The sequence below is a fragment of the Streptomyces sp. NPDC107538 genome, assembly GCF_055657445.1.
In genome coordinates, this window is sequence record NZ_JBVKAY010000003.1 from 725,361 (window position 1) to 738,332 (window position 12,972).

Annotated in this window: 10 protein-coding genes, 1 tRNA gene and 1 pseudogene; 3 read left to right on the top strand and 9 right to left on the bottom strand. The window is 67.3% G+C overall.

Annotation, left to right across the window (positions count from 1 at the left end; translation table 11 throughout):
• The first annotated feature begins 9 nt into the window (after positions 1–9).
• Together ACZ7MG_RS13775 and ACZ7MG_RS13780 are read left to right on the top strand one after the other, a co-directional pair.
• A complete protein-coding gene (locus tag ACZ7MG_RS13775; RefSeq protein WP_471390272.1) occupies positions 10–1,527 on the top strand; it encodes a LacI family DNA-binding transcriptional regulator in 1,518 nt (505 codons plus the stop codon).
• A gap of 119 nt (positions 1,528–1,646) precedes the next feature.
• Positions 1,647–2,534 carry an HNH endonuclease signature motif containing protein gene (locus tag ACZ7MG_RS13780; RefSeq protein ID WP_403207880.1) on the top strand — a complete coding sequence of 296 codons (888 nt, stop codon included), beginning with the start codon at positions 1,647–1,649 and terminating at the stop codon, positions 2,532–2,534.
• 9 nt (positions 2,535–2,543) lie between these two features.
• Here ACZ7MG_RS13780 and ACZ7MG_RS13785 read toward each other — a convergent pair.
• From ACZ7MG_RS13785 to ACZ7MG_RS13825, 9 genes and pseudogenes are all read right to left on the bottom strand, one after another.
• Positions 2,544–2,648 (bottom strand): annotated as a pseudogene (locus ACZ7MG_RS13785) (short-chain dehydrogenase); the annotation flags it as partial.
• A 188-nt stretch (positions 2,649–2,836) separates the two neighbouring features.
• Complete coding sequence (locus ACZ7MG_RS13790; protein WP_471390275.1) at positions 2,837–6,844, bottom strand: NACHT domain-containing protein; 4,008 nt, start codon at positions 6,842–6,844, stop codon at positions 2,837–2,839.
• Positions 6,831–7,265, bottom strand: coding sequence for a DUF6375 family protein (locus ACZ7MG_RS13795; RefSeq protein ID WP_129841550.1), 435 nt, complete (start codon positions 7,263–7,265; stop codon positions 6,831–6,833). The genes ACZ7MG_RS13790 and ACZ7MG_RS13795 overlap by 14 nt, the downstream gene beginning before the upstream one ends.
• The gene (locus tag ACZ7MG_RS13800) at positions 7,262–8,170 is read right to left on the bottom strand and encodes a radical SAM protein (RefSeq protein ID WP_471390279.1); all 909 of its coding nucleotides are present in this window, start codon (positions 8,168–8,170) and stop codon (positions 7,262–7,264) included. Before ACZ7MG_RS13800 ends, ACZ7MG_RS13795 begins: the two co-directional genes overlap by 4 nt.
• Before the next feature lie 206 nt (positions 8,171–8,376).
• Positions 8,377–9,162, bottom strand: coding sequence for a hypothetical protein (locus ACZ7MG_RS13805; RefSeq protein WP_471390281.1), 786 nt, complete (start codon positions 9,160–9,162; stop codon positions 8,377–8,379).
• Between the two features lie 122 nt (positions 9,163–9,284).
• Positions 9,285–9,974: a DUF488 family protein, N3 subclade gene (locus ACZ7MG_RS13810; RefSeq protein WP_471390283.1), complete on the bottom strand. Its 690-nt coding sequence runs from the start codon at positions 9,972–9,974 to the stop codon at positions 9,285–9,287.
• Between the two features lie 242 nt (positions 9,975–10,216).
• Positions 10,217–10,290: transfer RNA gene (locus ACZ7MG_RS13815), tRNA-Pro, on the bottom strand.
• Between the two features lie 29 nt (positions 10,291–10,319).
• Entirely contained in the window at positions 10,320–11,153 is an 834-nt protein-coding gene (locus tag ACZ7MG_RS13820) for a Pr6Pr family membrane protein (RefSeq protein ID WP_471390286.1), read from the bottom strand.
• Positions 11,154–11,350: 197 nt separating this feature from the next.
• The gene (locus tag ACZ7MG_RS13825; RefSeq protein ID WP_471390289.1) at positions 11,351–12,289 is read right to left on the bottom strand and encodes a metallophosphoesterase; all 939 of its coding nucleotides are present in this window, start codon (positions 12,287–12,289) and stop codon (positions 11,351–11,353) included.
• Between the two features lie 199 nt (positions 12,290–12,488).
• Here ACZ7MG_RS13825 and ACZ7MG_RS13830 point away from each other — a divergent pair, with 199 nt between their 5' ends.
• Complete coding sequence (locus ACZ7MG_RS13830) at positions 12,489–12,956, top strand: GatB/YqeY domain-containing protein (RefSeq protein WP_471390292.1); 468 nt, start codon at positions 12,489–12,491, stop codon at positions 12,954–12,956.
• The last annotated feature ends 16 nt before the right edge of the window (positions 12,957–12,972 follow it).

Genomic DNA, 12,972 nt, shown 5'->3' on the forward strand with positions numbered 1-12,972 from the left:
GGGAACTCAGTGGGGTACGCAGAGAAGCGCGCCAGCTACTGGCGCGGGCGGTACAAGATCGAGGATGGCAAGTACGGCACGGTCTCCGATTCCACGGGTGCCGTGGTCAAGTTCGCCACCAAGCGCGAAGCCAAGCAAGCCGCAGACGCCGAAGAGGTCAACGTCCGGCGCGGCCAGTGGCGCGACCCGGGCCTCGGCCAGGAGACCTTCGGCGAGTACGCAAGCCGCTGGTACGAGGCCCAGGACCTGGCCGCCTCGACCATGCAGAACTATAAGCGCCACATCGAGGAGCACCTGCTCCCCGACTTCGAGGACAAGGCGCTCGCCGGCATCCTCCGCACGGACGTCGCCGCCTGGGAGAAGAAGGAGAAGGCCGTGTACGCGGCCTCCAGCGTCAAGACCTGGCGCTCGACCCTCCACCTGATTTTCGAGGACGCGATCGACGAGGGTCTGATCACCTCCAACCCGGCCGCCAGGCGGCGAGGGCGTGGCAAGCGCGCCGGCCGCTCGCGGGACCGCGGTCCGGAGAAGGTCGTCACCGACGCCCTCGGCATCCTCCTGACCGCCGAGCGAGCGGCCCTGCTGTCTGGCCGCGACGACGAGTTCGTCGCCGTGGTCCTCAAGGGCTACACCGGAAAGCGCTGGGGCGAAATCGTCGGTCTGGAAACGGAGTTCGTTCGGCCCGGCGTGTTCCGTGTCGAGTGGCAGCTGTACGAGTTGGACACCGGTGAGCTGGTGCGCTGTCCGCCGAAGGACGACAGCTACCGCAACATCGACTCGATGGGCTGGCTGTCGTCCCTGGTCTTCGACCACATTGCCCGTACGAAGCCGACGCCGTGTCCCTGCCACGGGAGGACGTACGTCTTCCGGGGCCAGGGGGCAGCGCGTACCGGTGGGCACCAGGGCGCGAAGCTGGTCGACGTCGCGCGGCTGGCGGGCGTCTCCACGGGGACGGTCTCCAACGTCCTCAACCGACCCGACCGGGTCGTCGAGGCCACCCGAGTGCGGGTCGAGAAGGCCATCGCCGACCTCGGATTTGTACGGGGCGGCACAGTGTCGGAGCACGCGGCCCACTGGCGCAGGAACGGCTTCGCCACCTGGCTGTTCACCCCGGCGGCCTCCGGCTGGTACCCGAAGAAGGCACCGCAGGAGGCCCGCCCCGTGCCCATCCTCGGCGAGCGGTGGCCCGGCGTCCCCGCACGAGGGCGGGGCGCCACCGATCGCGCCGATGCCTGCTGGCTCCCGATAGCCAAGGGCCTCACACCCCACGGCCTTCGTCACACCCACCGGACGATGATGGAGGACCTGGGCGCCGAGAAGGTGCTCATGGACGAGCGCATGGGTCACCTCGACGGTTCGGTCTCCGCGCGCTACGCCCACGTCACACCCGGCATGCGAGAACGCCTCAAGCTCGGCCTAACCCAGCAGTGGGAGGCAGCACTCGACGCCCGTCTGGCCCTGTGCCCAAGATCCCCTGTGCGTGTGCTCAACGACCTCCTTCGCTCGCGCGCGGCCGCCTTCCGGTAGCCCCACGGTGCCCCACGACACTGTTGTGGGGCACCGTCGCATTCCCCGTTCTTAGCGCACTGCGATGTGCTGAAGCGTTTGACCGGTCGAAGCGATAAGGACCGCCTATCGTCGGTCGCGTGAGTGACTTCAGCCCTGGTGCCCCGCTGTGCAAGCTGCTCTTCGGCCGTGCGACGAGCTGTGCATACCCCGATTGCCCAGAGCCCTTGGTCGAGGAGCATCGAGGACTGCTGAGCATCAACGTGGAGGTGGCTCACATCCGCGCGGAGAAGGCTGGAGGGCCGCGGTTCGATTTGAACTTTACCGAGGTCAACAGTGAGCCGAACTTGGTGCTTCTGTGTCACAAGCATCACAAGTGGGTGGACCGCCACCCGGACGCCTACCCCACCGAAGAACTGCTGACCTGGAAGGAATGTCAGGCTACCCAGAGCCGTGGTGGCGGCCTGAGCGCAGACCAACTCAATCAGGTCGTAAAGGCGTTCACGACGCCGCAGGCTGAGGCGGAAGCGGTCGGCATTATCAGCGCCGGAGGCGAGAACATCGTATCCAAGATCGAACACCTCCCGGAGTTGAAGCTCCTGAACGCCGACACTGAAGCGCGCTACCTCGGCGTGCGGATCACCAACGTGGGAGCGATCGGATTCGGGGTCGATGCCGTCGGCTATGAGATCGATATCCACGGGCCAGCCCCGCTGGTCTATGGATTTCCCGCCGAGCACATCCGCCACCGGCCGCCGAGGCGACTGGAGCCGCAGGCGAACACGGTCTGGCTCATCGACCCTGATGTGCTTTGTAACGGAATCCGACTCGTGATGCAGACGGTGAGGGTATACGTCCCTGTGCGGTTTCGTGCGTTCTGCCACCTCGGATCCGGAGGTCGAGTGCTCGGGCCGTGGGTGTCCGCGCTACACCTCCCCATCTGGAAGGACCACATCTCTCAGGAGTGGCTGGACGGCTTCGCGGAGCGAGCGGAGCAGACGCGCGCGAAACTTCGGCCAAAACAGTGATTTCGCAGATCTGTTCCAACCAGAGCTGACCGTCACCACCCGGGGCCCCGGTACCGGCAGCAGCAGCCCGGTGAGGGCGGAGTGGCCGAGGCGGTTGGTGTCGAGCAGCAGTTCGATCTTCGGAATCTTGGATCTGATCCACTTAGCAGATCAGACCCCTGACCTGGCACTTTATTGTCGGGAACGCACGACGTCTTGGTCCGATGAGCGCGAGCGCGGGAACGCCCGCGAGCCGGGGGCGTTGGCTGGTGCGTCGGCGGCAGCAGCCGCCGAGCCAGCGGCGCCCGTTGGCGTACGACCTGTTAGTTCTCCGCGCTGCGCTGATCTGCCCCCGGCATTCGGATGTGGCGCCACACATGCGCGTAGCTGCGATGCACCGCGCGCATCCAGGAAGGAACAGAGTTCCAGTCGGCGGCCACCTCGCGCTCGCCCCAAGCCACCTGCATGATCCGGCGATCACCGGCGAAGTCCTCGACAAGATCGCGGCGCAGGAAGAGCAGGTGGCCGCGCCAGGGCTTGTCCGCGCGGAAAACTGCGGAGGCGCGCTGGCCATCCAGGCCCACGAGGTCGACCGTGCCGGGCAGTTGGCGCAGACCGAACCTGGCAGCGAACTCGAACGACGGCACGTCGTAGCTCCCGCCGAGACCGATCTCCGAAGTGCTGTCGGGGGCGAACTCCACGGCGACCTGGTCGAGCCCGATGCCGTCGTCCTGCCAGTCGCGACGCAGCGCGCGGTGTGGGAAGGCGCCTGAGGCATCGTCGTCGAGGGTCAGCTCGAACCGAGGGCTCCACGGCATTTCAGCGGCCAGCACGTCGCGGACCATCGGCAGCGGAGGGAAGAAGTGGTTTCCCAGATATTGGCGCTCGCTGGCGAGCTGTTGAGCGGGTTCCGCGTCCTCCGGCTCCAACAGGAGGGTGCGGAAGAACCCGAACACGGTCCGCCCGTCGTGGCCGTGCTTCAGATACCCCTCGACCAGAAGCCAGCCGCCCTTCACGCCGTGGACCTCCTCGGGTGACCACAGCTGGTCCGGGACGGCCACCGTCCCCGAGGTGAGCCACGTCTGGTCGTCGGTCGGTTCCACGGGCGCCCACAGCGGAAGGGGCATGGGCGCCACGGGCGGCCGGTCGGGAAAGGTCGGGTCGATGTCGGGCATCAAGCGTTCTGCGTCCCCGAATGGGGCTGGTGCGCGGCCGACGTCCACGAGGCGGCCGACCATTTCGTGGTAGGCGATCCAGCCGTACTTCTTGCCGTACCGCTCCACCCTCCTTTTGGAGCTGTAAGGCCGCTCGGCGTTCGCGGCAATGGACTGGTCAACGCTGCCGAATTCCTTCTCGCGCCAGCCCAGTTTCCAGACGCGGGCCATGACCTCGGCGCGGGCCCTGCGGTAGTCGGGATGGGTGAAGTCGTAGTTGTCCCTGCCGTTGATGGCGGCCCCGATGATGTAGTTCTCGAAGTCCATGCCGAAGGTGCGGGCGCACTCCTCGGCGTTGAGGTCGTCGTCCTCCATCACCTTGGCCGGCGCCACGGCAGCGAACCTTGGCGCGAAGGCGTCGACACCCTCCGGGATGGCGGCAGGGTGGAGGGCGCCGGCGAATTCATAGGTGGCCCGTACGTGGCCGCGCAGTTGCTCGTGTGAGGTGGGTGTGGTCCCGCCGTCGAGGAAGTGGTCGCGCAGTTGCACCAGCCAGTCCCGCAGCGCGCCTTCGAGCGGTCCGCCGGGATCGGGCATCTGGTGGGCGCTGACGGCGCCGAATGCTGCGGCGACGACTCGTTCGATGACGTAGGGGTCATCGATATCGAGCATCCGGGCGGCGAGGTCGAACAGCCGCTTGGGTTCGGGCCGGCCGTAGCGCTGCATGGCTTTCGTCGCCAGGTCCCGCATGCTCGTGTCCGAGGAAGTCAGCAGCCAGGCGATGGCCAGCGCTTCCAGGTCGTCGCTCTCAGCGCGATCGCTGGTGCCGGACCACCTGTCGATCGCTCGTTCCAGGTCTGCCGTCAGCCGGTCTGGAGCCTGGCCTCGCGCCCATTCGGTCCAGCGCAGGTCACGTTCGGGAAGGGGGAGCTGGCGCAGGACGCGGTCGAGGAATACGGCATTCAGGCGGTGCGGCGCCGACCTGCGGATCTCCCACAGACGGCCGAACGCTGGTCGGCCCTTCCTTCTGCTGGGATGCGCGGTAACGAGCGCGGTTGCGAGCGCGTCGACGGTCTCGTCGTCGAGGAAGTCCGATTCGGTGGTGAGTTCCTGGGCGAGCACCAACGAACGGTGTTCATCGGGGGCGACGCGCCACAGGTGGTGCCGGGTGAAGCGGCGTGGCAGCAGTGAGATGAGACCGATGAGGATGTCCTCGGCGAGGGGGTGCGCTTGGTCGCCCAGGAAGGACTGCCAGAGAGTCGCCTCCGCGAGCTGCTCGTTGACGTCCGCGGGGGGAATGCGCACCAGAATCGCGTCGGCGATCAAGTATCCAGCGAGGCGATCAAAAACGAAGCCGCACTCCGTGTCGTCGGAACCTCTGATCTCTTCGCGGAAGATCACTCCCTCCTCTGCGAGGCGCCGGAACAGGCTTTCGTCCCAGTTCGTCTGGTCAGCGTCGAGGATTCTTCGTGCTTCGTCGAACGGAAGCCGACGGACGCTGTGCGTCCACAGGTGTCTCGCCAGAGCCGTGAGGCGGCGCTGGATCTGGTCCGCCGGCACCGGGATGCGGGCCGGATCCTGGGCCAGCCGCTCGACCACACCCTTGCGGTACAGCTCGAAGACGCCGATGAGGGACTGAGGCAGCGCTTCCACGCCCACCGGCACTCGGCGGGCGTGGTTCGCGGCCTCGCAGTACATGCGGACGAACAGCGGGTTGTGGAACTCTCCCATCGGCAGCCAGGCGTCGGCCGGATTGATCAGGTAATGACGGAAGTACACGCGGAGGATGTCGTCGACTTCCGCGCGCTGCCACTCCAGCTCCAGGAGCACTGTGTCCTGCGGGAGGGCCTGGTCGGCGAGCGCCTCGCGGAGGGTGACGATCACCGCCACGTGAGGGTAGGCGCCCAGGGCCGGTGCCAATCCGGCGAGCAGTGTCCTCCACTGCGAGGGCCGCTCGGCCTCGTTCAGGCCGTCGATGATCAAAGGAATCCGGCAGCCGGCGCGGCTACCAGCTGAGTTGAGCGCTTCCAGGAGGTCCTCGAAGTAGTCGACCTTCAGTCCGGGGATCCGTCGCGCGAGGTCGTCGAGCGTCCCGCGGGCAGGCAGGTTCCCGCCCTGGATGAAGACTCCTGCCGTGGGCTGGTCGTTCGGTGAGGTCATCTGCGCGGCGAGGTGCGTCTTACCCTGTCCCGCGGCGGCGATGACGGCGAGTAGGGGGGCTTCGATGTCCGCCCGTGTGTCGTGCAGCCACTGGACGATGTCGCGGATCTCCGCACCGAGTCCGGTGACCAGCAGCGCCTCGGGCAGGCGACGCTGCCTCAGTTTGAGCACCAGGCGTCGCAGCGTTCGGGGAGAGGTTGCGGGCGGCCGCTGTTCGGCGAGGCGCTCGCGGACCTCCCAGGGCCGGAGGCTCCTTCCGGCGTCAAGGACCTCCCGCAGGTCGTCGACGAACCGCTCCAGGTCGTCGGCAATCTTTGCGGCGTCTTGGCGGAAGGTGTTGTCGAGGCCGTTGATGGCTGCGCGCAGTGCCTGGATCCGGGCTGCGATGTCGTCGGTGCGCTGCTGCAGCCACTCGAACGACGCCGGGCGCAGCAAGGCCCGGTCGATGCGATGCTCTACGTGGTGGGAGGTGTGCAGCCGTGGCGTCCACCGTGCCTCGATGGGTGCAACAGATCGCTTGTGGGCTTGCGCCAGTACGTCTGCGGTGAGGGCGAGTTCACCGAAGAAGGTGGAGCGGAGCTCGTCGTGTCCCGCGAGTTGGTCGTCGTAGTTCTCGGTGGACCAGAGTTTGACGCTGACCCCCTGCTGACCGAGTCCGTTGATCCATTCCTCGTCTCCCTTGGCGGGTCGCTCTGGAAGGCAGAGCACAAAGTCGGTCAGCCCTACGACGTGCTCGATCGCCTTGGAGAGCGAGTCCTTGATCTGCTTGCGCTGGCCTGCGCTGAGCTCATTCTTGCTGTTGAGGATGAACCACTTGCACGACCAACCCCAGACGCGGCCGGGGTCGCCGAGAGCACCGGTGTGATCGACTTGCAGGTAGAACTCGACGCCGGGCTGGTTGCGGCGCTCCCGCATCGTGCCCAGCGCGCCGTAGCGGCGGGAGACGATGGCCCGTGTGAGCGCTTCGAAGTTCCGGTCGGCGGCGCCGGGCAGACGTTCCAGATCAGTCAGATCCACTGTCGCTCCGAGTGCTTGCATCCGACCGAGTGATCGTGTCCTCGTCCCATTCGTGACGGGAGAAGATCTCGACTTTCGCGCCGTAGTGGAGAAGTGCCTTCAGGAATCCCTGGACGTCGGACTCGTCGGTCCAGATCCGGACCATCTCTCCGGTGCGGGTGACGGTGTGGTCAAGGGCGAAGACGTCGACGTCGTACCTCCCCATGTCGTACAACTTCATTTTGGCGAGTGCTTCGCCGAGTTCGCGAGGCATGCGCTCGCCAGGGCTCTGCCAGTCGTCATCGGACCACGCGTCCTCGGCAAGAGCCTTCAGAGCCTCCATGCGCTCCTCCGCCGCCTTGGCACCGGTGACCGTCTGAAATCGGCCGATCAAGACCAGGTCCATCGAGTGCTCCGAGCCGTAGCCGTTCCAGATCCTCATCGGGCCTCCCTCAGCGCCTGCACCGCTTTCATGATGGAGCCCCCGACTGACAATCCCGTGGGCGCATAGGCGTGCGGGCGCAGGACGCCTGTCGCGTCGACATGCATGTGCGCGTCGAGGGGGCGCTCGCCTGGGACGGCCTCCACCGTGGGCAGCGTGGCTTCGAGGCCGGTACGGGAAATCGCGAGCCGAACCCCGTTCCTGGCGGCCGCGGCCCACTCGACGAGGCGCTGAGCGTCGGCGTCGCTGATACCGGGAGTTGCCGCGGTTGGCTGCTCCGGAAGAAGCAGGAGCTCGGACGCGCCGACCTCGTCGGCGAACTCTGCGAGGTCATCCAGTTCGCCGACCGTGTCGGCATTGATGACAGCGTTGATGCCGAACGGGGCGAGAGAGCCGAGCAACCCGGCCGCCTGGACCACGGCCGCGAACGGCCGGCCGCGGAGCCGCTCGTAGGTGGCTGCTACCCCGTCGACTGACAGGCGGACGAAGTGCACGGCCCCGCGCAGGGATTCGACGAGTTCGGGTGTGAGCCGGTGCCCATGCGTCGTGAAGGTGACCGCCATAGACGTGGACTGTGCTATGTCCGAACACAACTGGGCGAACCTTCGGTACACGGTCGGTTCCCCTCCTCCGAAGCCGACCCCGAGGCACCCGGCAGCATCGAGTTCGACCGCCCACGCGACTACACGCTCCCTGTCGAGCGCGGCGGCGTGCTTGGGCGCATAGCAGTAGGCGCAGCGGAGTTCGCAGGCGTTGGTCAGCGCGATGGACAGGTACCGCGGAGCACGGGAGAACTGCTCAACGGGAACAGGCACCTCGTCGAGGAGCACGTTCATCCCCGAGTCACGGTCGAACAGGTGAACACCGGCTGCGGACAGGCGAATCTTGCACGTCACCGACAGCATGATGCCACCGCTGCCAGTGATGCCGGGAGGGAGCGTGCAAGGTCGTCGGTGCAGTGCCCGCAGTGGGGCGTCGGGAGCGTTGTAACTGAGCGCGGCACTATGAGGGCGCCACGGCGACGACCAGCATCAAGGTGGAGCGGCTGTAGGAATGACGGCTGGGGGCCCGATGCGGTTGGCCCCGGGGACCATGCCCTGCGTAATCACCCTTACAGGTCGAACAAACTCTCCTGGAAGTTCTCGACGACATCCCGTCGCGGGTAGAACAGGCCCAGCAGCAGAAAAGTCTTGGGGCGGGCCGCGACGTTTCCGACGAAGCAGTGCACGGCCTTCTCCGGAGAGATCATCCGGTCGAACCAGCGCTCGCGGAGCTTCTCCTCCACGTCGTCCTTCCCATACTGGCGAAAAAACTTGCGGTACGACTCGCCCGCCTCCCAGTCCCTCAGCCCCATGTCGTGACCACCGCACTCCCGATCCGCGCATCGGAAGCTGTACCGGAACTCAAGTGGCACCCACTCCAGTTGGCGAAGGTCCTGCGCGAGTAGATCCAACTGATCAGCCAGGGCCGCCTTTGAAGCTGGCCAGGGCTCAGCAGGAGCGAAGCGGAAGCCGGTGAACTCTTCTGGGCGGAAGACACCAAGCGATGTCCCTCGCCGTTCCTGGTCCCGCTTTATGGAGCACAAGGACGGCGCCACGAGGGGCTGAACTCGCGAGAAGCGTTCACGCCAGCCGTCCGCTGTCCCGAGGCGCTCGATGACCTTGAGGGTCTGCAGGTTGGGGCGCAAGCTCTCGGGACGGCGGTCCCCGGGGTGTCGCTGCACGTCGACCTCGACGATCGAGTACTTTGCGAACTGGCTTTCTTCGTTCAGCAACCGGAACGGAACCGGAAAGAGCCGCACATGCTGGGGCGTTCCCTGGTCGAGCCGTATGCCGGCCACGCAGCTCGTCTCGTGGTACTTCGCGGACAGTTCCGGATAGGTCTTGACCGTGATCATGATCCGTGCGCGCTCTCGACTCCCCGATCCCATGGTTGCCCCCTCCATAGATCTCCCGATCTGATGATTGGAGGAGAGGCATGCGATGCGGGCAAGAGCGCGTGCAGGAGCGAGGGGTGAAGTCAGGCCAGGGGAATTACCGGCACGGCGGCTCGATTGCGAACCGTCTCCAGGACGACCTGCCGGTGGCAGCGGCTCTCGTCCTTCTCGAAGCACAACACCGCCACCCGCGACTGCTGGGCATGCTCCGCGAGGCGGTCAAGGTCGGCCTGTGCCTCCTGGGACCGCAGCAGGCCACGGAAGCGCGCGCGTCCCACCTCGACCCGGCCGTCCCAGAAGGGCTCCCGGTTGTCCTTCGGATTGCCCAGGCCACGCAGGTGCGTGTACTCAATATCGGCCTCCGCCAGGGCATCTCCGAGGCGGGTCTTGCTGAAGCCCTTCTTGCGACTGATCGGCGTGAGCCGTACATCCGCCACGACACCGATGTGGCTGTCGACGAGCGCGGCGACGAACGAGTCGATGTCCCGCCCTTCGTATCCGGCGGACCAGAGGCCGGGCGTGACGGCCGGGACCTGGGTCGCCCGGAACAGATCATCGAGAGAGACCGCAAGTGCCTCAGCCACCGAGCCAACGGTCAGGAAACCTGGCTGGATCGCTCCCTCGCTCTCCAGGCGGCTCAGCGTTCCGACGGCGATGCCTGCCTCTTTCGCCAGCCGTTCCCGCGTCCATCCACGGTCTTCCCTTAACGCACGTACCCGCTGGGCGAGCGCACGGGCCCGGTCGTGAGAAGGAGCTGAGAGATGACCAGCCATATGCGGTGTTCCTAACGACCGTTGGGTTGGCCCGCACGGGTGTTCCTGATCAGCTACGAGCCCGGATTCGCGAATGCGCAGGTCATCGGGCGCGTGAGCGCCGCTGTTCCTGCGGCACTGGAGACTGCTCCCGGGAGAAGCCGACCAAGATCTTCTCCCAGATTTCTCCCAAGCGATCTCCAGGAACCAGTCAGGGACCCGACCCGCGATGCGGATCAGGCCCCTGACCTGGTACTTCACTGTCGGGGTGGCGGGATTTGAACCCACGACCTCTTCGTCCCGAACGAAGCGCGCTGCCAAGCTGCGCTACACCCCGATTGTCACTGCTTGTCGCGGCGACGTCGTTTACTTTAGCCCACCGTTGGCCGGAGACGAAATCCGGTTTTCGGGGCGGCGGTCGTGGCGGCTGGGGCGGCCCCGGCGGGGGTGTACGAGGTCGGGGCGGAGGTGGTCGACGACGATGAGGAGGAGGGCCAGGGCGTAGCAGGCGAGGCCCAGGAGGAGGGCGTTACCGAGGACGCTCTTGTAGCCGTGCTGGTCGACGTCCAGGAACGGATACAGGTACGGGGCAGGCCAGTCGGGGGTCACCAGGGCGGCCCGGCCCAGGGTGAACAAGAGGTACGCCAGCGGGTAGAGCAGCCAGGCCGCCGCGTGGCTCAGGCGCGGCGGCGACGGGCGGGTCAGCAGCAGCCAGTCCGCCACCACCGCGAGAGGGATCGCCGTGTGGAAGGCCGCGTTCGTCACCGCGAGCCAGCCGGTCGGGTCGACCGGGGCGCCCGTCGGCGTCATCGTCATGGAGAACGTCGCCGGGTCACGCATCAGGATCAGGTGGTACACCAAGGCCGTGATCACGGCGTAGAGGACCGTGCCGCCCGTCGCCCAGGAGGGCAGCGGGTGCCGGGCCGACCACGCGCGGCGGGCCGAGGCGGCGAAGACCAGCGCCACCAGGACCGTGCTCTGGACCGAGAAATGGCTGAACGCGCGCAGCGGGCTGCCCAGCACCATCTCGGTCACCACGGCCGCTGCCGCCGCCAGCGCGATCAGGGCGCGGCACACCGCTGCCAGTGGGCGTCGGGCCGGTGCCACCACCGCCGTCGCGGGCACGACGGACGTCACCGGCGCGGGAATGCCCGAGATCGCGGGCAGGTCGGGGATGTCCCTGGGTATCGGTGAGGTCATGCGCTCACGCTAGGACGCCCGGACGAAACGGGCTATTCGGTGTGATCCGTACGGGTCACATCCCCCGGAGCGGCCATCGGCGCCGCTCCCGGCCCTCACCAGTTCCCGCCCGGTCAGCCCTCGCCGCCTCCGACAAGCACCCCCGCCCCGTCAGCCCCCTCCGCCCCCGACAAGCAACCCCCGCCCGTCTCTCTCCCTCACCCAGCCGACCCCTCCCGCCCCACCAACGTCAGCAACGACGCCTCCGGAGGACAGGCGAACCGCACCGGGGTGTAGCGGTTCGTGCCGCAGCCGGCCGAGACGTGCATGTACGCGGTGTGGCCGTCGGCCGTGTGCGTGGAGAGGCCCTTCACGCGCTCCGTGTCGAGGTCGCAGTTGGTGACGAGGGCGCCGTAGAAGGGGATGCAGAGCTGGCCGCCGTGGGTGTGGCCGGCCAGGATCAGGGGGTAGCCGTCGGCCGTGAAGGCGTCGAGGGTGCGGAGGTAGGGGGCGTGGACGACGCCCAGGGAGAGGTCCGCGGAGTCGGACGGGCCGCCGGCCACGCGGGCGTAGCGGTCCCGCTTGATGTGCGGGTCGTCGAGGCCGGTCAGCTCGACCGACATGCCCTCGATCTTCAGCGTGCCACGGGTGTTGGTGAGGTTGAGCCAGCCCGCACCGTCGAAGCCGTCCCGCAGGTCCTCCCACGGGTTGTGGATGGCGCCGACCACCGGCTTGTTGCCGTTCAGCCCATGGCGGCCCTGGGCCTTCTCCAGGAGGTAGCGGGCGGGGTTGCGCAGCTTGGGGCCGTAGTAGTCGTTGGAGCCGAAGACGTACGCGCCCGGGAACTCCATCAGCGGGCCCAGGGCGTCCAGCACCTCCGGGACACCCTCGGGGTCGGAGAGGTTGTCCCCGGTGTTGATCACGAAGTCGGGGCGCAGCCCGGCCAGGGAACGCAGCCAGCGCTGCTTCTTGCGCTGCCCGCTCACCATGTGGATGTCGGAGACCTGGAGTATCCGCAGCGGTCGCATGCCCGGTGGCAGCACCGGCACCGTCACCCGCCGCAGCCGGAAGGAGCGGGCCTCGAAACCCGCCGCGTACATCACACCGGCGGCACCGACCGCCGCGATCCCCAGAGGTACTCCGTATCGCGCTCGCATGTGTCCATCGTGTCAGACCCCGCCGAGCCCGCGTGAACGCCTGTGGATAACCGAGGAACGGAGCCGCCGATCATCAACTCCCCCTGTGGACAACCGACTCCGTCTCTCGGCTCACCTTGCCCACGTCATCTCACCCCCTCCGCACACACCAGCGAAATCAAGGCGCGCTCCCCACACCACACCTGCGACAATCGACCCCATGACCACGCTCAAGTCGAAGCTGCAGGAAGACCTCAACGCCGCCATCAAGGAGCGCGACGAGCTCCGCTCCTCGACGCTCCGGCTGACCCTCACCGCGATCACCAAGGAGGAGGTCGCGGGCAAGGAGAAGCGCGAGCTCTCCGACGACGAGGTGCTCAAGGTGATCACCAAGGAGGCGAAGAAGCGCCGCGAGGCCGCGGACGCCTTCGCCCAGGGCGGTCGTACGGAGTCGGCCGAGCGGGAGAAGGCGGAGGGCGAGCTTCTCGCCGAGTACCTGCCCAAGCAGCTGTCCGACGAGGAGCTGCGGCAGATCGTCGTGCAGGCGGTCGAGGAGGCCAAGGCCGCCGGTGCCGAGGGTCCGCGCGCGATGGGCCAGGTCATGAAGATCGTCAACCCGAAGGTGGCCGGTCTCGCCGAGGGCGGCCGGGTCGCCGCCATCGTCAAGCAGCAGCTCACGGGGAACTGAGCGGCAGCGCACCACC